Source organism: Streptomyces sp. NPDC028314 (assembly GCF_055565795.1).
Window position 1 is genome coordinate 43,503 of record NZ_JBVHTP010000023.1, and the last position, 23,195, is coordinate 66,697.

Here is a 23,195-nt window from a genome sequence, read left to right on the forward strand (position 1 = left end):
ACCCCTCAAGAGAGCCCGCACTTGTCGTGCTTGGGCCACCACCCCGCAAGACCAGCGCACGACCCGCGCACTTGCAAGCAATGAAAGGCACTCTTCGTGCGTAAGAACATCAAGCTCACCGCTTTCGCCGCCGCCTCCGCCGCGCTCGCCCTCGGCCTCACCGCCTGCGGCAGCTCCTCGGACCCGTCCTCCACCAAGGCCGACGGCGGCAAGGTCGACGAGAGCAAGCCGCTCGTCATCGCGGCCTCCCCGAGCCCGCACGCCGACGTCCTGAACTTCGTCAAGGACAAGCTCGCGGCGAAGGAAGGCCTCAAGCTGGAGGTGAAGGAGTTCACGGACTACGTCCTGCCCAACACCGCCACCGAGCAGGGCCAGGTCGACGGCAACTACTTCCAGCACAAGCCGTACCTCGACGACTTCAACAAGAAGAACGGCACCCACATCGTGCCCGTCGTGAACGTGCACCTGGAGCCCCTCGGCCTCTACTCCAAGAAGATCAAGGCCATCGGTGACATCAAGGCCGGCCAGACCGTCGCCGTCCCCAACGACACCACCAACGAGGGCCGCGCGCTCCAGCTGCTGGCCGCGAACAACCTGATCACCCTCAAGGAGGGCGTCGGCACCAGCGCCAAGCTGTCCGACATCACCGACAAGAAGGGCCTGGAGTTCAAGGAGCTGGAGGCCGCCACGGTCCCGCGCGCCCTGAACGACGTGGACGCCGCGATCATCAACGGCAACTACGCCATCGAGGCCAACCTGTCGCCCGCCAAGGACGCCCTGATCCTGGAGAAGGCCGAGGGCAACCCCTACGCCAACTTCCTCGCGGTCAAGGACGGCAACCAGAACGACCCGCGCGTCCAGAAGCTCGCCAAGCTCCTGAACTCCGACGAGGTCAAGAAGTTCATCGAGGACAAGTACCAGGGCTCGGTCATCCCCGCCTTCGGCGCCCCGAAGGCCTGACCCGCCGCGGTGTTCCGGCCCCGCACGCCCCCCTCGGCGTGCGGGGCCGACCGCTGCCCGCTTCCGGGCAACCCGGCCCTGCACATCCCTCGGCCCATGCTGCATGCTGTGGCCTACGACCCGCACAAACGGTCCCGCAACACGGTCGCACCACGGTCTCAGGCATGGAGCTGCGCATGACTACCACCTTCCCGGACGTCACCATCAGCACGGACCGGCTGGTACTGCGCCCCTTCGAGGAAGAGGACGTCACCGCGCTCGCCGAGATGATGAACGACGAGCACGTCACCGCGTGGACCTCCGTACCGCACCCCTACACCCACGCCGACGCACACCGCTGGGCCACCCGCGAGTCCCACGACGAGCGCGCCGAGGGCCGCGGGATCGTCCTCGCCGTCACCGAGTTCCTCACCCAGCGCCTCGTCGGCATCGTCCACCTGCAGAACACCGACTGGCGCACCCGCACCACCGAGGTCGGCTACGTCACCGCCCCCTGGGCCCGCGGCGAGGGCTACGCCAGCGAATCCGTACTCGCCATCGCCCAGTGGCTCTTCCGCGACCAGCGCTTCGAACGCCTCGAACTGCGCACCGCCGCCGACAACACGGCCTCCCAGCAGGTCGCCCAGAAGATCGGCTGCATCAGCGAAGGCGTCCTGCGCAACGCCTGCATAGTGCGCACCCAGACGACGGCCGGCACCTGGACCGAGACCCGCAGCGACCTCATCGTCTGGGGCCTCGTCCCCGAGGACCTCGACGAATCCGAGGGCTACGACGGATACCCCGGCTACGGCGACGAATACGAGTTCGGACAGCGCGCCGACGCGAGCGGCTACGCCGTATCGAGCGACTGGAAATGACCCGATGACCAGGTAGTCTCACCGTGCCCGCACCCCGCGCCTGCCCCCACACCAGGAGACCGACGACGATGGCCGACCGGGTAACGGTGATCGGCTGGGACGGCTCGCCGCTGACCGCGGCCGCCCGCTCCGCCCTCTCCGCCGCCACCCTCGTGGCCGGCGCAGCCCACCACCTCGCACTCCCCGAGATCCCGCCCACCGCCGAACGCATCCGCCTCGGCAGCCTCGGCCTCGCCGCCCGCCGGATCGCCGGCCACCGCGGCACCGCCGTCGTCCTCGCCGACGGAGACCCCGGCTTCTTCGGAGTCGTACGCACCCTGCGCGCCCCGGAACACGGCCTCGAAGTCGAAGTCGTCCCCGCCGTCTCCGCCGTGGCCGCCGCCTTCGCCCGCGCCGGAATGCCCTGGGACGACGCCCAGGTGGTCGTCGCCCACCCCCGCACCCTGCGCCGCGCCGTCAACGTCTGCCGCGCCCACGGCAAGGTCGCCGTACTCACCTCACCCGGCGCCGGCCCCGCCGAACTCGCCCTGCTCCTCGGGGGAATCCACCGCACCTTCGTCATCTGCGAGGAACTCGGCACCGACCGGGAACGGGTCACCGTCCTCACCTCCGACCGGGCCGCCGACCACACCTGGCGCGACCCCAACGTGGTCATCGTCATCGGCGGAGCCGCACAAGGCGCCGCCGCCGACCCCGGATGGCTGCTCGGCCAGGGCCCCGGCCTCACCGGCGCCCGGGGCTGGGCCCGGCCGCAGCCCGGCACCGCGGAAGGGGAGTCGGCCCAGTTGCGCGCCGCACAGCTCGCCCGCCTCGGCCCGCGCACCGGCGACCTCGTCTGGGACATCGGCTCCGGCTCCGGCGCGCTCGCCGTGGAAGCCGCCGCGTTCGGCGCCGCCGTCATCGCGGTCGACGCCGACCCCCGCGCCTGCGAACGCGTGACCGCCGCCGCCCGCGCGCGCGGAGTCCAGCTCCAGGTCGTGGCCGGCCGCGCCCCGCACGTACTCGAAGACCTGCCCGAACCCGACGTCGTCCGCGTCGGCGGCGGCGGAGCAGAAGTCGTCGCCGCCGTCGCCGACCGGCGTCCCGAACGGATCGTCAGCCACGCCTCCACCCGCGACGAGGCCGAGGCCATCGGCCGTACGCTCACCGAACACGGGTACGCCGTCGAGTGCGCGCTCCTCCAGTCCGTGGGCCTCGACACCCGCACCTGGACCGAACAGGACCGCTCCGTCGTCTTCCTGCTGGCCGGCGAACGCCCCGCCAACCGCCCGGACAGGACCTGACGCGGAGGCCGGGGTAGGCTGATCGATCGTCGTACCGCCCCACCGGACGCGCGACGTGGCGCAGTCCACAACAGACCGTGCTGGTTTCTGGCCGACACGGTGGCCGCCGACCGCGACAATGCTCAGTAGTCGTTGTGCGGGCGGGCGTGAGGCGAACGCGACGCACGGCGACTCCGCTCGTTGGTCATGAGGGCGCCGGGCGATCGAAGAGGCAACACCGATGGGCGAGGGGTACGCATGACTGACACCGGCCAGGTCCCGGGCGAGGGTCACCCGGACAATGCGGGCATGGTGGATCAGCAGAGCATCCCCGCTCCGGTCCCGCCGCCCGCAGCGCCCCAGGCCCCCGCGGGCTACGCCTTCCAGGACCTCGTGGACAACCCGGCCGAGCCGGAGGACGAGGAACTGCTGCTGATGCCGAGCGGCCAGGGCGCGTGGAGCGACCCGCAGCTGGTCCCGCCGCCGGCGTTCCCCGCCGAGCCGGCCCCCGCCTACGAGGACTACCCGCAGCCGGCCGGCTACCCCGAGCCCGCGGCACCCTCCTTCGCCGACCCCGCGGCAGCCCCCGCGTACGCCGATCCCGCGTTCACCGGCTTCCCGGACCAGGGGTTCCCCGCGCCCGCGCAGCCCGGCGCGTTCCCCGACGCCGGACACCCCGAGCCCTTCTACAGCGCAGGCGCGCACGAGGCCGGCGGCCGTGACTCCGGCGCGCTCGACCTCGGCGGCCTCATGGTCCCGCCGGCCGCCCCGATGGCCCCCACGGCTCCCGTGACCCCGCCCCGCCGGCCCCTGCACATGGGCCCGCCCGTGCCCGAGGCCGGGGGAGTCGTACGGTCCCTCGCGGACCGGGGCCCGGCCGCTTCGCCGGTCGCCGCCCAGGCCCCCGCGCCGGCGGCCGCCCCGCAGACCCCGCCGACGCCGATGCCGATGCGCCAGGCCGGCCCGCCGACCACGGGCCCCGAGTACCTGGACGTCCCGCGGGCCGAGGCCGTCATGACCCAGGCCCCGCCGCAGCTCGGCGAGATCCCGCCGCAGGCGGGCGCGCCCTGGACGGCGGAGCCGATCGCCGAGGCCGCGCAGCCGGAGCCGGTTCAGCCGGAGCCCGTTCAGGCGGAGCCCGTTCAGCCGCAGCCCGTAGAGGCGGCCCAGCCGGAGGCTGCGGCTCAGCCCGAGCCCGCGGCTCAGCCGGAGGCCGTGGCCCAGCCGGAAGCCGCCGCCCAGCCCGAGCCCGCGGCCCAGCCGGAGCCCGCAGCTCAGCCCGAGGCCGTGCCCGGCCCGGAGCCCGTCACGGCGGCGCAGCCCGAGCCGACGGCGGAGCCCGCGCAGCCGGTCGAGCCCGTGCAGCCGGTCGAGGCGGCGGAGCCGGTGGCCGCGCCCGAGCCCGTTCAGCCGCAGCCCGAGCCTGCGGCCGTGGCCGAGCCCGTGGAAGCCCCGCAGCCCGCCGAGGCCCCCGAAGCCGTCGAAGCCCCGCAGCCCGTGGAGCCCGTCGCCGCCGCTGCGGAGCCGCAGCCTGCCGCCGAGGCCGAGGTCCTGCCCGAGCCCCAGCCCGAGCCCGCGGCGGAGTCCGTGGAGCCGGCCGTGCCGCAGACCCCTCAGCCGGTCGAGGTTCCGGCGGTCGCCGAGACCCCCGAGACCCCCGAGACCCCCGTGGCCGTGGAACTTCCCGCCGAGCCGGAGCCGGAGCCGGAGCCCGTACCCGCAGAAACGGTGGTTCAGGCCGCCGAGCCCGCCGCCGAGGCAGCGGAGCCGGTCCCGGCCGAGCCCGAGGCGGCAGAGCCCGCACCGGTCGAGGCCCTCGAACCCGCCCCCGTCGAGGCCCCCGAGGTGCTGGAGCAGGCCGAGCCCGCCGCCCCCGCCGCTTCCGCCGGCGAGCCGGCCCCCGGGTACGGCGAGGCCGAGCGCGAGGCCATCCAGCGCGTCATGCGCGAGCGCCGCGACATCCGCAAGGGCTTCCGCTCCGACCCGATCCCGCACGAGGTGCTGCTGCGCGTCCTGGAGGCGGCCCACACCGCCCCCAGCGTCGGCCACTCCCAGCCCTGGGACTTCGTCGTCATCCGCTCCGCCGAGACCCGCCGGACGATGCACGAGCTCGCCCAGCGCCAGCGCGAGGCCTACGCCAAGTCCCTTCCCAAGGGCCGGGCGAAGCAGTTCAAGGAACTCAAGATCGAGGCGATCCTCGACACCCCGGTGAACATCGTCGTCACCGCCGACCCGACGCGCGGCGGCCGCCACACCCTCGGTCGTCACACCCAGCCGCAGATGGCCCCGTACTCCTCGGCCCTCGCCGTCGAGAACCTCTGGCTCGCCGCCCGCGCCGAAGGCATCGGCGTCGGCTGGGTCAGCTTCTTCGACGAGCGCGAGATGGTGCGCGAGCTGGGCCTGCCGGAGCACCTGGAGGTCGTCGCGTACCTCTGCATCGGGTACGTGGACGAGTTCCCCGAGGAGCCCGAGCTGGCCCAGGCCGGCTGGTCGCAGCGCCGCCCGCTGTCCTGGGTCGTCCACGAGGAGACGTACGGACGCCGCGCGCTGCCCGGCGAGGAGCCCCACGACCTGCTCTCCGAGACGGTCGCCAGCATCCGCCCGCTCGACGCGAAGGCCCTGGGCGAAGCCTGGGAGCGCCAGAAGCGCATGACCAAGCCCGCCGGGGCACTGGGCATGCTCGAAATCATCTCGGCCCAGCTCAGTGGCCTCTCCCGGGTCTGCCCGCCGCCGATCCCGGAGCCCGCGGCCGTCGCGATCTTCGCCGGTGACCACGGGGTGCACGCCCAGGGCGTCACCCCCTGGCCGCAGGAGGTCACCACGCAGATGGTGGCCAACTTCCTGGGCGGCGGCGCGGTCTGCAACGCCTTCGCCAACCAGGTCGGCGCCGAGGTCTGCGTCATCGACGTCGGCGTCGCGGGCGACCTGCCCGCCACCCCCGGCCTCCTTCCCCGGAAGATCCGCCCGGGCACGGCGGACCTCTCCACCGGCCCGGCCATGACCCGCGAGGAAGCGATCGCGGCCATCGAGGTCGGCATCGAGACCGCCCGCGACCTCGTCGCCGCGGGCAACAAGGCCCTCCTCACCGGCGAGATGGGCATCGCGAACACCACCGTCTCCGCCGCCCTGATCTCGGTCTTCACCGGGGTCGACCCGGCGGAGGTCACCGGCCGCGGAACCGGCATCAACGACGAGACCCACGCCCGCAAGGTCGAGGTCGTCCGCCGCGCCCTGGAACTCCACCAGCCCGACCCGGCGGACCCGATCGGCGTACTCGCGGCCATCGGCGGCCTGGAGCACGCGGCGATCGTCGGCCTCCTCCTGGGCGGCGCCTCGCTCCGTACGCCGGTGATCCTGGACGGCGTCAGCGCCGGGGCGGCCGCGCTGGTGGCCCGTGCCATCGCTCCCGAGTCCCTCTCCGCCTGCATCGCGGGCCACCGCAGCGCGGAGCCGGGCCACGTGGCGGCCCTGAACAAGCTCGGCCTGCGCCCCCTGGTCGACCTGGACCTCCGCCTCGGCGAGGGCACGGGCGCCCTGCTGGCCCTCCCGCTGGTCCAGAGCGCGGCCCGCGCGATGCACGAGGTCGCCACGTTCGACTCGGCGGGGGTCACGGAAAAGTAACCGTGGCCCTGGCCGGGCGTTGGTCGGGGCCCGGGCTGCCGCTGCCCTGGCCGGGCTTTGGTCGGGGTTCGGGGTGTCCCCGGTACCCCGGGCCGGTTTGCAGCTCGGCTGCCGTTGCCCTGGCCGGGTGTTGGTCGGGGCTCGGGCTGCCCCTGCCCTGGCCGGGCGGGGGTCGGGCTGCCCCTGCGGGGCGGGGTTTGGTTTGCAGCTCGGCTGCTGCGGGTCGCCTCAAGCGCCGGCGGGGCTGGGTTTGGCTGCGGGTTGGGCGGGGTGCCGGGGGCGCCGCCGGGGTGGGGTGTGGTCCGGGGCGGGCATGATTTATGGCGCCTGATCCGAGCCCCCAGTTGCTGGGCGGTGCAGGGCGCCAACAAATCACGTTTTAGCCCCGGACGACACCCCACCCCGACACCGCCCCCGGCCACGAAGCCCAGCCCCTGCGGTGGGGGACAGTTATCCGACCACCTGGGTCGGTGACGGGGCCGGGGTGGGGTGTCGACCGGGGCTAAAACGTGATTTGTGGCGCACAGAAGCCCGAACTCATGAATCTCTGAACGGGCGCCATAAATCATGCCCGCCCCGGACGACACCCCGCCCCGGACACGGCACCGACCCACCACCCCAGCCCCGCCGGCGATTGAGGCGACACGCAGCAGCCGAGCAGCAGATCAAGCCCGGGGTACCGGGGACACCCCGAACCCCGGAAACCGCCCGGCCAGGGCAACGGCCGAGCTGCAAACCAGCCCGGGGTAGCGGGGACGCCCCGAACCCCGCCACCCGCCCGGCCAGGGCAACGGCCGAGCTGCAAACCGGCCCGGCCCGGCACGGGACAGCCCGAACCCCGCCACCCGCCCGGCCAGGGCAACGGCCGAGCTGCAAACAGGCCCGGGGGCACGGGGACACCCCGAACCCCGTCAACCGCCCGGCCAGGGCATCGGCCCCCCTGAGGGCAACCCCACCCCACCGGGTCGTATCGTGGACCCGGGCACACCGCACCCCGCCCCACCAGCCGCTCCAGCGCCGCAGCGGCCCGCACCCCCGCCACTGCCCAGCCGCATCAGGAGCCGCACCGCCATGGCACACCCCGCCTACCCCGTAGGACTCCGCCTGGCCGGCCGGCGCGTCGTCGTCATCGGCGGCGGCCAGGTCGCCCAGCGGCGCCTGCCCGCACTCATCGCGGCCGGCGCCGACGTCCTGCTGATCTCCCCCTCCGCGACCCCCTCCGTGGACGCCATGGCCGAGACCGGCGAGATCCGCTGGGAGCGCCGCCGCTACCAGGACGGCGACCTCGCCGACGCCTGGTACGCCCTGATCGCAACCCGCGACCGGGCCGCGAACGACGCCGCCTCCGCCGAGGCCGAGGCGAAGCGCGTCTGGTGCGTGCGCGCCGACGACGCCGACGCCGCCACCGCCTGGACCCCGGCCACCGGCCGCGTCGAGGGCGTCACCGTCGCCGTGCTGACCGGCAACGACCCGCGCCGCTCCGCCGCCGTCCGCGACGCCGTCGTGGAGGGCCTGCGCGACGGCACCCTCACCGCCCCCGCCCACCGCCACAAGGGCACGCCCGGCGTGGCCCTCGTGGGCGGCGGCCCCGGCGACCCCGACCTGATCACGGTCCGCGGCCGCCGTCTGCTCGCCGAGGCGGACGTGGTCATCGCCGACCGGCTCGGCCCCCGCGACCTGCTCGACGAGCTGCCGCCGCACGTCGAGGTCATCGACGCCGCGAAGATCCCGTACGGCCGTTTCATGGCCCAGGAGGCCATCAACAACGCCCTGATCGAGCACGCCAAGGCCGGCAAGGCCGTGGTCCGGCTCAAGGGCGGGGACCCGTACGTCTTCGGCCGCGGCATGGAGGAGCTCCAGGCCCTCGCCGCCGAGGGGATCCCCTGCACCGTCGTCCCCGGCATCTCCAGTTCCATCTCGGTGCCCGGCGCTGCCGGAATCCCCGTCACCCACCGCGGCGTGGCACACGAGTTCACCGTGGTCAGCGGCCACGTCGGCCCCGACGACCCGCGCTCCCTCGTGGACTGGGCCTCCCTCGCCAAGCTCACCGGCACCCTGGTGATCCTGATGGGCGTCGACAAGATCGGCCTGATCGCGGAGGCCCTGGTCCGTCACGGCCGTCCCTCCGACACCCCGGTCGCGGTCATCCAGGAGGGCACCACCGCCACCCAGCGCCGCGTCGACGCCACCCTCGCCACGGTCGGGGAGACCGTGCGCGCCGAGGAGGTCCGTCCGCCGGCGGTCATCGTCATCGGCGCGGTCGTCGCGGTCCACACCCCCAGCGCCTGACCGGGCCGTTGGCACCACACCCAGGACAAGGCAGTATCACCCTGTGGCTGATCTCATCACCGTCGAAGACCCCGACGACCCGCGCCTGCGCGACTACACGGGCCTGACCGACGTAGAACTCCGGCGCCGGCGCGAGCCCGCCGAAGGCCTCTTCATCGCCGAGGGCGAGAAGGTCATCAGACGGGCCAAGGACGCCGGGTACGAGATGCGCTCGATGCTGCTCTCCGCCAAGTGGGTCGACGTCATGCGCGATGTCATCGACGAGCTCCCGGCCCCGGTCTACGCCGTCACGCCCGAGCTCGCCGAACGCGTCACCGGCTACCACGTGCACCGCGGCGCCCTCGCCTCGATGCAGCGCAAGCCCCTCCCGGCGGCCGAGGACCTGCTGGCGCAGGAGTCGACGGGCCGGCGGATCGGCGTGTTCGAGGGCTTCGTCGACCACGCCAACCTGGGCGCCGCGTTCCGCAGCGCCGCCGCTCTGGGGATCAGCGCGATACTGCTCTCCCCGGACTGCGCGGACCCCCTGTACCGACGGGCCATCAAGGTGTCGATGGGCTCGGTCTTCTCCGTCCCGTACGCGCGCCTCGACCAGTGGCCCGCCGACCTGGAGAAGGTCCGCGAGGCCGGCTACCGGATCCTGGCGATGACTCCGAGCGCGAAGGCCACGCCACTGGACCAGGTGCCGCCGGAGCGGTTCGAACGCTCCGCGATCATGCTCGGGTCGGAGGGGCACGGGCTCTCCACGTACGCCCTGCGGGCCGCCGACGAGTGGGTACGGATCCCCATGGCGGAGGGCATCGACTCGCTCAACGTGGCAGCGGCCTCGGCGGTCGCCTTCTACGCGACCCGCCCGCCCCGGGTACCGGCGCCCCAGCAGACCTAGAGCTTCTGCGCGGCGGCGATGCCCAGCGCCACGATCAGCGTCACCACGATGAACACGATCAGCCGCTGCCGCATCAGCTTCGGGTCCGGCCGCGCGGGCCGCCGCCCCGTCCCCGTCGTGCGGGGCGCCTGGCGGCCGCCCGTACGGCCGGCCGTGGAGCCCGGGTTGCGGGGGGACGAGGGCCGGGAGTGCGATCCGCTCTGGGAGCCCTTCGCCCGGGGAGTCGCGCTGCCGCCTCCGGTACGTCGCTCCGTGCGCTGTTCGGCGTACTCCTCGGCCAGCCGCCCCGTCGGGCGCTCGGTCCGGGCGCGCTGCGCGGGCGGCCGGGTCTCGCCCAGCCCCTGCGCCTCGCGGGCAGCGATCTCCTTGAGCCGCATCGACAGCTGGAGCGTGGTCGGCCGCTCCTCGGGGTCCTTGGCCAGGCAGGCCCGTACGAGGGGCGCGAGCGCGTCCGGGACCCCGACGAGGTGCGGCTCCTCGTGCACCACGCGGTACAGCATGACCTCGGAACTGCCGTGCCCGAAGGGCGAGTCGGCGGTCGCGGCGTAGGCGAGGGTGGCGCCGAGGGCGAACACGTCGGTCGCCGGGGTGACGGCGGCGCCGCGCACCTGTTCGGGCGCGAGGAAGCCGGGCGAGCCGACGGCCGTGCCGACGTGGGTGAGGGTGCTCGCGCCGGTGGCCCAGGCGATCCCGAAGTCGATGATCCGGGGGCCCTTGGGGGAGAGAAGAATGTTCGAGGGCTTGAGATCGCGGTGGACGACCCCGGCCTCGTGCACGGCGACCAGCCCCTCCGACAACGCGGCGCCGATCGCGGCGATCTGCGCGGCGGTGAGCGGGCCTTCCTCGGCCACCTTGTCGTGCAGGGACGGCCCGGGGACGTACTGGGTCGCGAACCAGGGCCGCTCGGCCTCCAGGTCGGCGGCCACCAGCCGCGCCGTGCACCCGCCGCGGATCCGCCGGGCGGCGGACACCTCGCGGGCGAACCGGGAGCGGAACTCCTGGTCCTCGGCGAGATCGGGCCGGATCACCTTGAGCGCGACACGCTGCCCCCGCCGGTCGGAACCCAGGTAGACCACGCCCATGCCGCCGGCGCCGAGCCGCCGGTGCAGCCTGAACGAGCCGACGACACGCGGGTCCTCGCGCCGGAGCCGCATCATCGCCATGTCCACCCCGCTGCCCGGTCGTCCCTGTTGACGTGCCACAGCTTACGGACCATCCGCCATGTGCGCTCAGAGGCCGCGCCCTCGCCGGGAGATTCGATTGTCAGTGCGGGGCAGGCCACTTGAGGGTTGTTCAGGTGGATCTGCGACCCTTCGTCCTGCGCGGGAGGCGCCCCCCAAACGGCCCTGCGGGAAAGGCGATTGACCCCGCACGGGCTCCATCCGGCGGGCGCACCCGGGCCGGTCCGCCGACGGGCGGCCACCGGGCCCGGCCGCACCCCGAAGGAGGACACGCGTGTGCGGGGAGTGACGGAAGTGAGCGAAGTCACTACCCTCCGGTCATCCCCTCCGGGAAGACCCCCACAGCGGGGGAGCGGTCTCCACCCAGGGGAGTAGGCGCGGGGTGGGGCCCTCATCCTCCTGGAGGCCTGGCAATGGGTACGAAGGCATGAGGCCAGGCGCCTTCCAGCCGCCTAGTGTTGAAGACAAGCGGCGGGTGGCGCACTCGTCCCCCGAGGTCACGAGCCCGCCGCTGCCAGACGACAGGGAGAGGACCATGGCGGACATCGCACGGCAGGGACGCAAGGCATTCGCGTTCAACGGCCATGAGTCCGGTACGCGGCACCCGCTGGTGGCCGCGGCCATGGTCCTCCCTCTGGCCGCCCTCCTGCTCTTCCTCTTCGGAGGATTCGAACAGGTGGCGGCACAGGCGTCGTCCGTGGGCGCGATGCTGGGGCGCTGAGCGGCGCTCCAGGCCCGGGAGAGCGGCCCGGGCCGGGACATCACCCTGTCGAACCCCGTGGGGACGGGGGAGCGGCGGACGGACGGCAGGTGAAGGGTGCTGCCCGTACGACTGGGGAGTCGGACGGGCAGCACCCTTTTCAATTTCCCCCGCGGCGCCGGGGACGGGCCCGGTTCCGTAATCTCCTCCTGAGACGCGGCCGCGCCCAGCGGCGGCCAGGAGCACACCGGAGCGAGCCACGATGACCCAGGACGACGCCGGCTGGCGCCTGATGCGCCAGGACACCCTGCTCGGCACGATCGCCGTCGAGGGCACCGACTTCCCCTGGCTGCACGGCCGCTTCGCCGCCGAACCGGCCTTCGCCGAGGTGCGGCCCTGGTTCGACGCAGTCCAGGAGGTGATGGCCGCGGAGATCTACGACGAGCGCTTCGACGCGGCGTACGACCCCATCGCCCGGACCCTGACCCTCGTCTCGCCCGCGGGACCCGTGGCCCAGTTCCTGCTGCACATCGACGGGGAAGCGGCCTGGTTCCGCTGGAGCGACGGCCCGAGCCGGCCCGATGACGCGAGCGGGTCCGGTGATGCGAGCGGGTCCGGCGGCCGGTGAGCCTGCCCGCCTCCCTCGCGGAGTACGCCGCCGCCGTACGGCCCGCCGCGCCGCCGGGTCCGTACGTCCTCCTCGCCGACCGGGACGACGGGACCGTCGTGCGGTGCGGCGGGGCCGTGGTCAAGGCGCACGCCGAGGACAGCGACCACGGCGGCCTCGCCGTCCGGCTGCGGATCGCGGGGGACCCGGCACTGGCGGGGGTGCTGCTGGCTCCGCTGGCCACGGAGGCCGGCCAGGTCCGCGGGCGGCCGGTCTCGCTGTGGCCCTACGGCGCCCCGGTCGACCCGGAGCGCCCCGAGGACGCCCCCTGGGAGGCGGCCGCCCGGCTGCTGGCCGCCCTCCACCGGATCCCGGCCCACCGGCTCCCGGGGCCGGTCCCCCCGATGCGCGGCCCGGCCAAGGTGGCCCGCGCCCTGCGCCGCCTGGCGGCGGCCCTCCCCGCGGCGGCTCCCGATGCCCGGACGGTGTGGGCCGCCGCGCGCACGCTGCCCGGGTGGGCGCGGGGGGAGGCGTCGGCCCCCGGCGGCGCTGCGGCGCTGTGCCACGGTGACCTGCACCTAGGACAGCTGGTCCGGTACCCCGCACCGGACGGGCCCTGGCGGCTCATCGACGTCGACGACCTGGGCCTCGGCGCCCCCGCCTGGGACCTGGCCCGCCCCGCCGCCTGGTACGCCGCCGGGGTCCTCGACCCCGAGGTCTGGCTGCGGTTCCTCGACGCCTACCGGGTCGCCGGCGGGCCTGCCGCCGGCCCGCCCCGTAGCGACCCCTGGCCGGAACTCGACGTCGCCGCCCGGGCCCTGACCGTACAGACCGCGGCGCTCGCCCTGGCCAAGGCCGTACGGGAGCGGCGCGGCCTCGACGAGGTGGAGCGGCTGATGGTGGACGCCTGTGCCCGAATATCCGCCCTCCCGCCCGAGTTGGAGCCGCAGGCTCCGTCGTAGGGTGAGCTCCACGCCACCGGGCATGCATCCGGTGTCGACGCAGACGGCGAGGAGTTGATCCGGTCATGCAGTGTCCGAAGTGTCACGCGATGATGCACACCTACAACCGCAACGGTGTCCAGATCGAGCAGTGCAGCGGCTGCCGCGGCATCTTCCTCGACTACGGCGAGCTGGAGGCGCTGACCCGCCTGGAGTCCCAGTACACCTCCCAGCAGTACGGCCAGGCCCCGCCGCCCGCCGCGCCGCCGGCCCCGTACCCGGCCCAGCACGGCGCCCCCGCCCCCGCGCCCGCCTGGGGTGCCCCGCAGCACGGCGGCTACGGCCACGGCCACGGCAAGCACCACCGCGGTGGCTTCGGGCGGATGTTGTTCTCCTCCTGACACGGCGACCTGACACGGCGACGCGCCGAGGCGGGGCCCGTGGGTCCCGCCCGGCCGCCACGTCCCCGGCCGCCATGTCCCCGGCCGCCATGTCCCGGACAACGCAGAAGCCCCGGCCGTGGAGACGGCCGGGGCTTGCTGATGGTGCGCGATACTGGGATTGAACCAGTGACCTCTTCCGTGTCAGGGAAGCGCTCTCCCGCTGAGCTAATCGCGCGGGACGGCTGTTGAGCCGCAGGTCAAGCAGGTGGTGCGTGGTACTGCGTGCGCGATACTGGGATTGAACCAGTGACCTCTTCCGTGTCAGGGAAGCGCTCTCCCGCTGAGCTAATCGCGCGGGGGCCCTTGCGGACCAGTGGACGATACTGGGATTGAACCAGTGACCTCTTCCGTGTCAGGGAAGCGCTCTCCCGCTGAGCTAATCGTCCTTGGAGGTGGAGACGGGATTTGAACCCGTGTAGACGGCTTTGCAGGCCGTTGCCTCGCCTCTCGGCCACTCCACCATGGAGCTGCAGGGGTTCTCGGGAAGATCCCCCACTTCGAGCGGACGACGAGACTCGAACTCGCGACATCCACCTTGGCAAGGTGGTGCTCTACCAACTGAGCTACGTCCGCAGGTCACCGTGTCTGCTCCGGGGTTTTTCCCCTTCGCTCCCTGGCGACGTGTTGAACTCTAGCGGATTCCCGGGCCAGCTCAAAAACGCGTTTCCGCAGCGTGCTGCCGGTCGATCACCACCGGTCACCCGGCCGTCACCTCACCGGCGAGATCTCGCCACCGGTCATAGACTCGCAGCCGTGCACGACCTGCTCCCCATGGCCCGCTTCGGCGGCCGCCTCGCGACCGATCTCCGCGATGTCACCAGCGATCCCTCCGCCCTCGACTCCAGCGGCTTCTGGGCCGTGGTCGCGGACTTCGAGGGACGCCTGGTCTGCGCGCGCTTCGGCGACATACGCCCCGACCCCGTTCCCGCGCCCGTCCCCGGTGGCTGGCGCGGTCCAGCCGCCGACCAGTGGGTCTCCTCGCTCGACCGGGCCGCCTACGTGGCCGCGGTGCGCCGCATACGCGAGCACATCGCCGCCGGCGAGGTCTACCAGGCCAACCTCTGCCGCGTGCTGTCCGCGCCGCTGTCCGACCCGGCCGCGGCCGACGTGGACGCCCTCACCGCGCTGCTCGCGCGCGGCAACCCGGCGCCCTACGCAGGAACGATTCGGCTGCCGGCCCACGGCGTCGAGATCGCCACCGCCTCCCCCGAGCTGTACCTGCGCCGCAACGGCAGCCACGTGGAGTCCGGCCCCATCAAGGGCACCGGCCGTACCGTGGAGGACCTGCTCCCCAAGGACCACGCCGAGAACGTGATGATCGTGGACCTCGTACGCAACGACCTCGGCCGCGTCTGCGCCACCGGATCGGTCGCCGTCCCCGAGCTGTGCGCCGTCGAGGAGCACCCGGGCCTGGTCCACCTCGTCTCCACCGTCAGCGGCGAGCTGGCCGAGGGCGCCGGCTGGCCGGAACTGCTCGGTGCGACCTTCCCGCCCGGCTCCGTCACCGGGGCTCCGAAATCATCCGCCCTGCGGATCATCGAGGCCCTGGAGACCGTCCCGCGCGGCCCCTACTGCGGAGGCATCGGCTGGGTCGACGCCGACCGGGGCACCGCCGAGCTGGCCGTCGGCATCCGCACCTTCTGGATCGACCGCACGGCCCCCGGCGGCCCCCGCCTGTGCTTCGGCACCGGCGCCGGGATCACCTGGGGGTCCGACCCGGACCGCGAGTGGGCGGAGACCGAACTGAAGGCCGCCCGGCTGCTCGGAGTCGCCTCCGGGACGCCCGAGGCGCACGGGCTGAGCGCGGGGACCGTACGGTGAAGATCTGGCTCGGCGGCAGGCTGCGGGACGCGCAGGACGCGACGGTGTCCGTACTGGACCACGGGATGACCGTGGGCGACGGCGTGTTCGAGACGCTCAAGACCCGGGACGGAAAGCCCTTCGCCCTCACCCGCCACCTGGAGCGGCTGACCCGCTCGGCGCGCGGCCTCGCTCTGCCCGACCCCGACCACGACGAGGTGCGCCGGGCCTGCGCCGCCGTTCTCGAGGCGAATCCGATGCCGCTCGGCAGGCTCCGGATCACCTACACCGGCGGTGTGTCCCCGCTCGGCTCCGACCGCGGCTCGGCGCGGCCCACCCTCGCCGTCGCCGTCGGCCCCACGGTCCGCCGCCCCGACTCCACGGCCGTGGTCACCGTCCCCTGGGTGCGCAACGAGCGCTCCCCGCTGACCGGCCTGAAGACCACCTCGTACGCCGAGAACGTGGTCGCGCTGGCGCACGCGAACCGGGCGGGGGCCACCGAGGCCCTCTTCGGCAACACCGTCGGGCGGCTCTGCGAGGGCACCGGCTCCAACGTCTTCGTCGTCCTCGACGGGGAACTGCACACCCCGCCCGTCGCCTCCGGCTGCCTCGCCGGCATCACCCGGGCCCTGACCGTCGAGTGGACCGGAGCCAGGGAGACCGACCTCCCGTTCGAGGCCCTGGAGCGCGCCGAGGAGATCTTCCTGACCTCCTCCCTGCGCGACGTACAGGCCGTCCACCGCATCGACGCGCGCACCCTCGCCGCTCCGGGCCCGGTCACCGCCCGCGCGATGCGGATCTTCGACGAACGGGCCGCCTCGGAGGTCGACCCGTAGTACCCGCGGCGCGCGAGCGGGTATATCCCCTGTCGCCCGGGGCGCCCTGCGGGTAGAACTCGAAGGATGACCACCACCCTGCGGCCGAGCGGGCCGCTTCAGCAGAGCGACGGGGGCGCGCGCTCGCGCCCGTACGAGGTCCGCGTCAACAGCAGGCGCGTCGGCGCCCTGCTGATCGGCACGGGCAGTCCCTTCGGGCCGACGGTCGGCGAGATCCGCGATCTGGTCATCGACCCGCCGGACCGCCGTCGCGGCCGGGCCACCGTCGCCGCGCTCGCCGCCGAGGAGGTGCTGCGCGGCTGGGGGTGCCGCCGGGTGCGGGTCTGCGTACCGGCCGGCTCGGCCGGCGGCCGCCGGATGGCCGAGGCCCTCGGGTACGCCGAGTACAGCCGCAACATGGCCAAGGACCTCCCCGCCGAGCCGCCCGCGCTGCGCGAAGGCGTACGGGGCCGTCCCATGACGGAGGCCGAGTACGAGGTCTGGGTGGCGCGGGCCCGCGCCACCTACGCCGAGAGCTGGGTCGGCCGCGGTATGACGCCCCAGGCCGCCGCGGCGAAGTCGGCGGCCGACCACGACGCCAAGCTGCCGCAGGGGCCGGCCACCCCGGGGGTCTCGCTCAGCGTCCTGGAGGCCGACGGCGCCCCCGCCGGCACCCTGTGGGTGGCGCCGCTGGACGGGGGCGCGTACGTCTTCGACGTCGAAGTCGCCGAGGCGCGCCGCGGCCGGGGGTACGGCCGGGACCTGATGCTGCTCGCCGAGCGCGTGGCGCTCGCCGACGGCCACCGGTTCCTGGGGCTCCACGTCTTCACCGGCAACACCCCGGCCCTGCGGCTGTACGAGTCCCTCGGCTACCGCCCGACCGGCTTCAACTACGCCAAGGACCTGCTGTAGCGGGTCGTGCGGCGGGTTCAGCCCGCCAGCAGGCGGTCGGCGATCTCCTCGATGCGGGCGCGCAGGCCGTCCTGGCTCTTGCCGCCGTCGAGGCGCTCGCCGCCGATCACGTACGTCGGGGTGCCGGTCACGCCGATGGCCTTGCCCTCGGCCTGGTCGGCGTCGACGATCAGGATGTGCCGCCCGTCGATCAGGGCGGTGTCGAACTCCTCTGCGTCCAGGCCGAGTTCGCGGGCCACCTCCAGCAGTACCGGCTCGCCGCGCTCGGCCAGCTCCGCGGTGCGGGCCAGCACGGCTTCCGCGTACGGCCAGCCCTGCCCCTGCTCCACGGCCTCCTCGGCGGCCTGCGCCGCGGCGAAGGAGTGCTTGTGCTTCTCCAGCGGGAAGTGGCGCAGCACGATGTCCAGCCGGGCGCCGTACCGGGCCCGCAGGGCGCGTACGTCGTCCAGGGCGCGGTGGCAGTCCGGGCACTGGAGCTCGCACCAGACCTCCAGCACGACGGAGGCGGCGGAGGCGGCGGGTGCGGGGGCGGAGTCGGGGGAGTGGGAATCGGTCATGCGCACAGTCTCCCAGCAGTGCCCGCGCCCCCGCGCACCCCACCCGGCGGGACCTGGGGAGGAGGCGCGACCCCGAGATCTCCCGGAGATCGGTGCCGGACCCGCCCGGGGCGTGGCCCCCGCGGCGGTGGCCGGTGCAGGATGGATAGGGACAGATCGCCCAAGCCCGACAGACAGCTCTGCCCTGGAGGACAGCATGCTCGCCGAGACCATATGTTCCGCGGTGTCCGCCGCGGGCCTGGGCATCGCCGCGGTGACCGCCTACCGCAAGCGCTTCCTCGCCGCGACGCGGATCGCCGCCTACGCGCTGGTGCCGGTCGGCCTGGTGCTGACGGGCGTCGTGGAGTGGGTGTCCGGGATCGTCTTCAAACCGTCCGTCTGGATCGGCTTCGCAGCGCTGGGCTTGGCCTGGCTGCTCTTGATGACCACCCGGGCCGTCGAGCGCCGCGGGCAGGCCAAGGCCGTCAAGCCGCCGAAGGAGCCCAAGGCGGCCAGGGGCCGCCCGGCGCCGGAGGCCGTCGCGCCGACCGCCTCCGCCCCTTCCCTCGGTGCGGGCTCAGCGCCCCGGCCCACGGCGCGGCAGGCCCCGGCCGCCCCGGCCGACGACTTCTCCGACATCGAGGCCATCCTCAAGAAGCACGGCATCTGAGCGGCGAGCCCCTGCGCGGCGGCGTCAGCGGCGCTGTGCGAACGTGACGGGAACTGACGAACTCCCGCGTGTCCACTGGCGTGTTGAGGGGTGATTCGGGTCGCGCTGCGCGATCATCGCCCCGACATGCTCGACACATCGCAGGGTGAGCCGCCGCCGGCTCCCGCCCCCGTCGCCGAGGACCCCGTCGCCGAGAGTGGGCGCGGCTGCCTCTTCGCGCTCTCCCAGCCGCCCCTGATGATCTTCCTAGGGGTGATCGGAACCCTGCTGCTGCTCGCCGCCGTGCACGACCTCTTCCTGCTCTGAGCCGTGCGCGTCCGCCTCCTTGCGGCGTGCCCGGTACGCCGCCACGTGCAGGCGGTTTCCGCAGGTCCGGCTGTCGCAGTAGCGCCGCGAACGGTTGCGGGACAGGTCCACGAAGGCGCGCCGGCAGTCCGGGGCCTCGCAGCGGCGCAGCCGTTCCTGCTCGCCCGAGACCACGATGAAGGCCAGCGCCATGCCGCCGTCCGCGGCCAGGTGGTCGCCCACCGAGGCGCCCGGTGCGAAGTAGTGCACGTGCCAGTCGTAGCCGTCGTGGTTGGTCAGCTGGGGGGTGGTGCCCGCCGTGGCCACCAGCTCGTTCACCAGCGTGGCCGCCGCGCGGGAGTTCGGGGCCGCGAACACCTGGGCGAACTTCCCGCGCACCGCCCGTACGCCTGACAGGTCGCGGGCGCCGAGGTCGCCGACGTCGCTGATCGCGTACTCGCGGACGAATCCGCGCAGTGCGCCGACGTCCGACAGCCCGTCCGGCCGGCCGGGCTCGGCCGCGGTGTTCACCAGCGCGACGACGACGTCGAGCGCGCGGCGGGTGTCGTGGGGGATCTGCATGAGGTCTCCCTTGGGGGCCGGGCCTGCGACGACGGGCCTGCCGCCGCTGGGGGCCGACTCTAGCGGGTCCTCCGCAAGGCGCACCGGCGCCGCCCTCGCGGTTGGCTTCCGAGAGAGCAGCGCCGGCACTTCGCTATGTGGTTGTCCGACGCGCACCGTCGCCCCGAGTCGGACGGTGTCGCGCCGGTGTAGGCCTGGCTCAGCTTTCGGCCAGGATGTGGGAGAGCTCCTTGTCGAGGTCGAAGTGCCGGTGTTCGGTCCCGGGTGGGACCGCGGCGTCCGTCCGCTTGAGGAACGACTCGAGTGCTCGGGCTGGTGCTTCGAGCAGCGCTTCTCCCTCCGGTGAGCTCAGGGCGATGCAGACGACGCCCTGGCCGTGGCTGCGGGACGGCCAGACGCGGACGTCGCCGGTACCGGTGGGCCGGTGGAGGCCCTCCGCGAGGAGGTCGCGGGCGAATACCCATTCGACCGTCTCCTCGGCGCCGGTGTGGAAGGTGGCGTGCACGGCGTAGGGATCGGCCGTGTCATACCGCAGGCCCGCGGGAACAGGCAGTGAGGACTCGCTCGACACAACGAGGCGCAGGTGCAGCTCGCAGCTGACCGTGGTGTTCATAAGCGCCAGGGCCTTTCGCTCAGTGTGCGCTCGGGGATTCGCACGTCGGCGAAATCGACATGCCACCTACGGTGCCGTTGTAAACCCCTCTGACCGTTTTGCGGACCTCTGGGTCCCTCGGACGGCGGATCCAAAGCGTCGTTCACGTGTGCTTCCGGCTCCGGTAGATTCGCTCTCATGAATACGGGGAGTGACCGCGGGACCAATGAGTCCGCCACCAGCGATCCGGCCGCCGAAGAGGCGCCGCACGTCTCGAAGGCGCCCGCCTTCATCAAGGCCAACCGAAGCCTGCACGTGAGCTGGCAGGTCGGTGTCTTCATCGTCGGCCTGGCCGTCATCGGCGCCGGCGTCGCCATGCTCGTCCTGCCCGGCCCGGGCTGGGTGGCGATCTTCGCCGGCCTGGCGATCTGGGCCACCGAGTTCGCCTGGGCCCACCTCGTCCTGCGGTGGACCAAGCGCAAGGTGAGCGAGGCCGCGCAGAAGGCCCTCGACCCGAAGGTGCGCCGCCGCAACATCATCCTGACCAGCATCGGCCTGGCCGTCGCGGGCGCGCTGATCGGTTTCTACCTGTGGAAGTACGGCCTCACACTGCCGTGGAACCTGAAGGACCAGTGACCGGCCCGATGGTCGTGGAGCACCGCTGACATGCGGTAATGTTTGCGGTGCGTCCGGGCGATTAGCTCAGTGGGAGAGCACTTCGTTCACACCGAAGGGGTCACTGGTTCGAACCCAGTATCGCCCACCCGGACCAGAGGCCCGGAGACTTTCACAGTCTCCGGGCCTCTGGCGTTCAGCGGAGCCGGCCGAGCGCCTCCCGCAGGCGGCGGGCGTCACGCAGCCGCCGCTCGTACGTCGCCCCCACCGCCAGCAGCAGCAGGCCCGCCAGGGCCGGCGGCAGCCACCTCGGCAGCGCCCCGACCACCTGGACCACGTACGGCGCCAGCTCGTGCAGGGCCACCGCCGCCAGGGTCGAGCCCCCCAGCAGCAGCGGGGCCTGCAGCCGGCGGTGCGCGCCCGCCAGGGTCAGCGCCAGGGCGGCCAGCCCCAGCAGCAGCGGCCGCAGCCAGTGCGGGTCGCCCCAGGCGGCGACCAGGCTGGGCAGCAGGGTCGCCGCCAGCCCCGGGCCGTACGCCGGCCAGGACGAGGCCGCCGGATCCCTGCGGCGGCGTACGAAGCCCACCGCCAGCGCCGGGACCGTCACCGGCAGCGAGTACGCCTCGGGCCAGGTCACCCCGGACGCGCTCAGCCGGACCCAGGCCGCCGCCACGAACAGCGCCCCCGCCGCCCAGCCCAGGGCGCGCCGGTCCGCCCGCACCGCCGAGCCCGCACAGATCACCGCCGCCAGGGCCAGCACCAGCGCGAACACCGGCCGGTCCAGCGCGGCCAGGGCCAGGGCGAGCAGCCCGGACCCGGCCGAAGCGGCCTCGGCCGGGACCCGTACCGCGCCCAGCCGGGGCCCGAGCACGGCCACCGCCGCCGGGACCGCCAGCACCGGCAGCGCCCACCAGGCCACCGCCAGGTCGGTCAGCGCGCTCCCGGCCACCGCCAGAGCCGTCGCGTACCCGACCGCGAGCACCGCGGCCCCGCCCCGGGCCCACCCCGGCGCGGGCCGGTACGCCGCTCCCGCCGCCCCGGCCGCGGCCAAGGCCCCGAACACCAGGAAGGTGGCCGAGCGGCCGTCCAGGGCGCCCACGGACACGTTCCCGGCCCCGAGCAGCGCGCACCCGGCCGCCGCGATCCCGGCAGCGGGGCCGGCCTCCCCGGGCCGCAGCGCGAGCGCCCCCGCCGCGCCGGTCACCGCCAGCTGCACCGCGAACGCGGGCCCCGCGGGGAACCCGAGCAGCAGCGGGGCCGTGAACAGCCCGGCCCAGCCCAGCACCACCGCGAGCGCCCCCGGCTCGGGGCGGGCCGGCAGCACCCGGACCAGCCACCAGCAGGCCCCGGCCGTCAGGAGCAGCGCCACCGCGGCCGCCCCGCCCGGCCCGCCCCGGTACGGCAGCGGGCTCGTCGCCGCCCACACCTCGCCGAGCACCCGCAGCCGCCCCAGCAGCACCGGCACCACCGAGGCCAGGCCCCAGACCGCGGCCAGGACGGCCACCCCCGCCCCGGCGCGGGCCAGGCCGCGCCGCACCGGCCCCGGCAGCGCGGGTACCCGTACCGCGCCCAGCAGCGCCAGCGCGACCAGCAGGTGCACCACCACCGCCCAGCCCGGCTCCAGCCCGGGCGCCGCCACCGAGCCGGCCGCCGCCACCGCGGCCAGGCCGCCGACGACCGCCGCGGCCGTTGCCCCCGGCACCCGCCAGGCCACCGCCACCCCGAGCCCGGCCCCCGCCGCCAGCAGCAGCGCCGGAGCCACCGCCCCCGGGTCGGCCACCGCCTGCGCGAGGCCGGTCAGCAGGGCGGCCGCGCCCAGCACGGCCCCCGGCACCCACGCCGCCCGGGCCCGGGCCACCAGCACCGCCAGGGCCACGTCCAGCGCTGCGGTCGCCAGCATGGCCCAGCCGAGCTCCAGCGGACCCCCGGCCGAGGCCACCGCGGCCAGCGGGAGCGGAAGCTGGGCCGCCAGCACCGCGGCCGGCAGGGGCAGGCGCAGGCCCGGCAGCAGCCGTCCGTACCCGGCCCAGAGCGCGGCCAGCACCGCGGCGGCCCCCGCCGCGTAGGCGGTGGTGTCGCTCGCGGGCATCCCCACGGCGTGCAGGGCGTACGCGTCCAGCACCGTCAGCAGCAGCCCCACCGCCCCGACCGACTCGGCGGTGGACCGCAGCCCGCGGCGCAGCAGCGGCGCGGGCGCGGCCAGGGCCGCCGCCGTCACCGCCGCGAGCACCGCGGAGCGGCCCGCGATCCCCAGGGAGCCCCAGCTGACGAGCGTGAACGCGAGCGCGGCCACCGCCAGCAGCACCGCGCCCAGGGTCAGCAGCACGTTCTGCGCGCTCGGCGCCGAGGCGTCCTTCGCGGTGCGAGACGGGGACGACAAGGGCGGCACGGGCGGCGGAGCCGACGGCCACCGGAGCTGGGGCAGCCGCAGCAGCCAGTCCCGGCGGGCCGTCAGGTACAGCCGCCGGGCGTCGAGTCGGGCCAGTTCGCCGTCGATGAGCGCCAGCTCCTCGGCCGGCGACAGGGGCATGTTCATAAGCGGAGTGTGGCGCCCGTCACGCCATCAGGACATGGGCGTACGTACTCAGATCCGCCTGAGTACACGGAGTGCGCGAAACACGGCGTACGGGGAGCGCGTCCGGTC

At 74.3% G+C, this 23,195-nt stretch carries 21 protein-coding genes and 6 tRNA genes; 17 read left to right on the forward strand and 10 right to left on the reverse strand.

The annotated features are described in order from the left end of the window. Positions 1–96: 96 nt before the first annotated feature. From ACZ4TG_RS36165 to ACZ4TG_RS36190, 6 genes are all read left to right on the forward strand, one after another. A complete protein-coding gene (locus tag ACZ4TG_RS36165; RefSeq protein ID WP_468171977.1) occupies positions 97–960 on the forward strand; it encodes a MetQ/NlpA family ABC transporter substrate-binding protein in 864 nt (287 codons plus the stop codon). 176 nt (positions 961–1,136) lie between these two features. Beyond that, entirely contained in the window at positions 1,137–1,817 is a 681-nt protein-coding gene (locus ACZ4TG_RS36170; RefSeq protein WP_468171980.1) for a GNAT family N-acetyltransferase, read from the forward strand. Between the two features lie 68 nt (positions 1,818–1,885). Further along, on the forward strand, positions 1,886–3,100 hold the full coding sequence (gene cbiE, locus ACZ4TG_RS36175) for a precorrin-6y C5,15-methyltransferase (decarboxylating) subunit CbiE (protein WP_468171983.1): 1,215 nt from the start codon (positions 1,886–1,888) through the stop codon (positions 3,098–3,100). Positions 3,101–3,337: 237 nt separating this feature from the next. Further along, on the forward strand, positions 3,338–6,700 hold the full coding sequence (cobT, locus tag ACZ4TG_RS36180; RefSeq protein WP_468171986.1) for a nicotinate-nucleotide--dimethylbenzimidazole phosphoribosyltransferase: 3,363 nt from the start codon (positions 3,338–3,340) through the stop codon (positions 6,698–6,700). A 1,071-nt stretch (positions 6,701–7,771) separates the two neighbouring features. After that, positions 7,772–8,989: a uroporphyrinogen-III C-methyltransferase gene (cobA, locus tag ACZ4TG_RS36185; RefSeq protein ID WP_468171989.1), complete on the forward strand. Its 1,218-nt coding sequence runs from the start codon at positions 7,772–7,774 to the stop codon at positions 8,987–8,989. Between the two features lie 43 nt (positions 8,990–9,032). Beyond that, positions 9,033–9,872 (forward strand): TrmH family RNA methyltransferase, encoded by an 840-nt coding sequence (locus ACZ4TG_RS36190; RefSeq protein ID WP_468171993.1) that lies wholly within the window; start codon positions 9,033–9,035, stop codon positions 9,870–9,872. Here ACZ4TG_RS36190 and ACZ4TG_RS36195 read toward each other — a convergent pair. Next, positions 9,869–11,035 (reverse strand): serine/threonine-protein kinase, encoded by a 1,167-nt coding sequence (locus tag ACZ4TG_RS36195; RefSeq protein WP_468172221.1) that lies wholly within the window; start codon positions 11,033–11,035, stop codon positions 9,869–9,871. The two genes, ACZ4TG_RS36190 and ACZ4TG_RS36195, sit on opposite strands and share 4 nt — an antisense overlap. 529 nt (positions 11,036–11,564) lie before the next feature. Here ACZ4TG_RS36195 and ACZ4TG_RS36200 point away from each other — a divergent pair. The 4 genes from ACZ4TG_RS36200 to ACZ4TG_RS36215 all read left to right on the forward strand — a co-directional run bounded on the left by ACZ4TG_RS36200 (position 11,565) and on the right by ACZ4TG_RS36215 (position 13,702). Then, positions 11,565–11,774, forward strand: a complete 210-nt coding sequence (locus ACZ4TG_RS36200; RefSeq protein WP_388564509.1) for a hypothetical protein — start codon at positions 11,565–11,567, stop codon at positions 11,772–11,774. Between the two features lie 241 nt (positions 11,775–12,015). Next, entirely contained in the window at positions 12,016–12,381 is a 366-nt protein-coding gene (locus ACZ4TG_RS36205; RefSeq protein ID WP_468171996.1) for a hypothetical protein, read from the forward strand. Between the two features lie 2 nt (positions 12,382–12,383). Continuing rightward, a complete protein-coding gene (locus tag ACZ4TG_RS36210; protein WP_468172224.1) occupies positions 12,384–13,322 on the forward strand; it encodes a phosphotransferase family protein in 939 nt (312 codons plus the stop codon). A gap of 65 nt (positions 13,323–13,387) precedes the next feature. Next, positions 13,388–13,702, forward strand: a complete 315-nt coding sequence (locus ACZ4TG_RS36215) for a TFIIB-type zinc ribbon-containing protein (protein WP_468171999.1) — start codon at positions 13,388–13,390, stop codon at positions 13,700–13,702. 142 nt (positions 13,703–13,844) lie between these two features. Here the strand turns inward: ACZ4TG_RS36215 and ACZ4TG_RS36220 are convergent. The 5 genes from ACZ4TG_RS36220 to ACZ4TG_RS36240 form a co-directional block, all read right to left on the reverse strand. Next, positions 13,845–13,919: transfer RNA gene (locus ACZ4TG_RS36220), tRNA-Val, on the reverse strand. Between the two features lie 48 nt (positions 13,920–13,967). Then, a tRNA-Val gene (locus ACZ4TG_RS36225) sits at positions 13,968–14,039 on the reverse strand. A 19-nt stretch (positions 14,040–14,058) separates the two neighbouring features. Next, a tRNA-Val gene (locus ACZ4TG_RS36230) sits at positions 14,059–14,130 on the reverse strand. A 1-nt stretch (position 14,131) separates the two neighbouring features. Then, positions 14,132–14,205: transfer RNA gene (locus ACZ4TG_RS36235), tRNA-Cys, on the reverse strand. 39 nt (positions 14,206–14,244) lie between these two features. Next, positions 14,245–14,317: transfer RNA gene (locus ACZ4TG_RS36240), tRNA-Gly, on the reverse strand. A 180-nt stretch (positions 14,318–14,497) separates the two neighbouring features. Between ACZ4TG_RS36240 and ACZ4TG_RS36245 the strand changes: the two genes are divergently transcribed. The 3 genes from ACZ4TG_RS36245 (at position 14,498) to ACZ4TG_RS36255 (ending at position 17,271) form a co-directional block, all read left to right on the forward strand. Continuing rightward, positions 14,498–15,565 (forward strand): chorismate-binding protein, encoded by a 1,068-nt coding sequence (locus ACZ4TG_RS36245; RefSeq protein WP_468172002.1) that lies wholly within the window; start codon positions 14,498–14,500, stop codon positions 15,563–15,565. Continuing rightward, positions 15,562–16,380: an aminotransferase class IV gene (locus ACZ4TG_RS36250; RefSeq protein ID WP_468172005.1), complete on the forward strand. Its 819-nt coding sequence runs from the start codon at positions 15,562–15,564 to the stop codon at positions 16,378–16,380. Before ACZ4TG_RS36245 ends, ACZ4TG_RS36250 begins: the two co-directional genes overlap by 4 nt. A gap of 66 nt (positions 16,381–16,446) precedes the next feature. Then, positions 16,447–17,271, forward strand: a complete 825-nt coding sequence (locus tag ACZ4TG_RS36255) for a GNAT family N-acetyltransferase (RefSeq protein ID WP_468172008.1) — start codon at positions 16,447–16,449, stop codon at positions 17,269–17,271. 17 nt (positions 17,272–17,288) lie between these two features. Here the strand turns inward: ACZ4TG_RS36255 and ACZ4TG_RS36260 are convergent, their stop codons facing one another. Continuing rightward, the gene (locus tag ACZ4TG_RS36260; RefSeq protein ID WP_468172011.1) at positions 17,289–17,828 is read right to left on the reverse strand and encodes a DsbA family protein; all 540 of its coding nucleotides are present in this window, start codon (positions 17,826–17,828) and stop codon (positions 17,289–17,291) included. Positions 17,829–18,024: 196 nt separating this feature from the next. Here ACZ4TG_RS36260 and ACZ4TG_RS36265 point away from each other — a divergent pair, with 196 nt between their 5' ends. Then, the gene (locus ACZ4TG_RS36265; RefSeq protein ID WP_468172014.1) at positions 18,025–18,477 is read left to right on the forward strand and encodes a hypothetical protein; all 453 of its coding nucleotides are present in this window, start codon (positions 18,025–18,027) and stop codon (positions 18,475–18,477) included. Between the two features lie 126 nt (positions 18,478–18,603). Then, positions 18,604–18,783 (forward strand): hypothetical protein, encoded by a 180-nt coding sequence (locus ACZ4TG_RS36270; protein WP_468172017.1) that lies wholly within the window; start codon positions 18,604–18,606, stop codon positions 18,781–18,783. Here the strand turns inward: ACZ4TG_RS36270 and ACZ4TG_RS36275 are convergent. Together ACZ4TG_RS36275 and ACZ4TG_RS36280 are read right to left on the reverse strand one after the other, a co-directional pair. Continuing rightward, positions 18,724–19,344 carry a CGNR zinc finger domain-containing protein gene (locus tag ACZ4TG_RS36275; RefSeq protein ID WP_468172019.1) on the reverse strand — a complete coding sequence of 207 codons (621 nt, stop codon included), beginning with the start codon at positions 19,342–19,344 and terminating at the stop codon, positions 18,724–18,726. The two genes, ACZ4TG_RS36270 and ACZ4TG_RS36275, sit on opposite strands and share 60 nt — an antisense overlap. 199 nt (positions 19,345–19,543) lie before the next feature. Beyond that, positions 19,544–19,957, reverse strand: a complete 414-nt coding sequence (locus tag ACZ4TG_RS36280) for an SsgA family sporulation/cell division regulator (RefSeq protein ID WP_030011909.1) — start codon at positions 19,955–19,957, stop codon at positions 19,544–19,546. A gap of 177 nt (positions 19,958–20,134) precedes the next feature. On the opposite strand from ACZ4TG_RS36280, the gene ACZ4TG_RS36285 reads away from it, so the two are divergent. After that, positions 20,135–20,572, forward strand: a complete 438-nt coding sequence (locus tag ACZ4TG_RS36285; RefSeq protein WP_468172022.1) for a TIGR02611 family protein — start codon at positions 20,135–20,137, stop codon at positions 20,570–20,572. A gap of 55 nt (positions 20,573–20,627) precedes the next feature. Continuing rightward, a tRNA-Val gene (locus ACZ4TG_RS36290) sits at positions 20,628–20,699 on the forward strand. A 48-nt stretch (positions 20,700–20,747) separates the two neighbouring features. Here the strand turns inward: ACZ4TG_RS36290 and ACZ4TG_RS36295 are convergent. Then, the gene (locus ACZ4TG_RS36295) at positions 20,748–23,087 is read right to left on the reverse strand and encodes an SCO7613 C-terminal domain-containing membrane protein (protein ID WP_468172025.1); all 2,340 of its coding nucleotides are present in this window, start codon (positions 23,085–23,087) and stop codon (positions 20,748–20,750) included. Between the last annotated feature and the right edge of the window lie 108 nt (positions 23,088–23,195).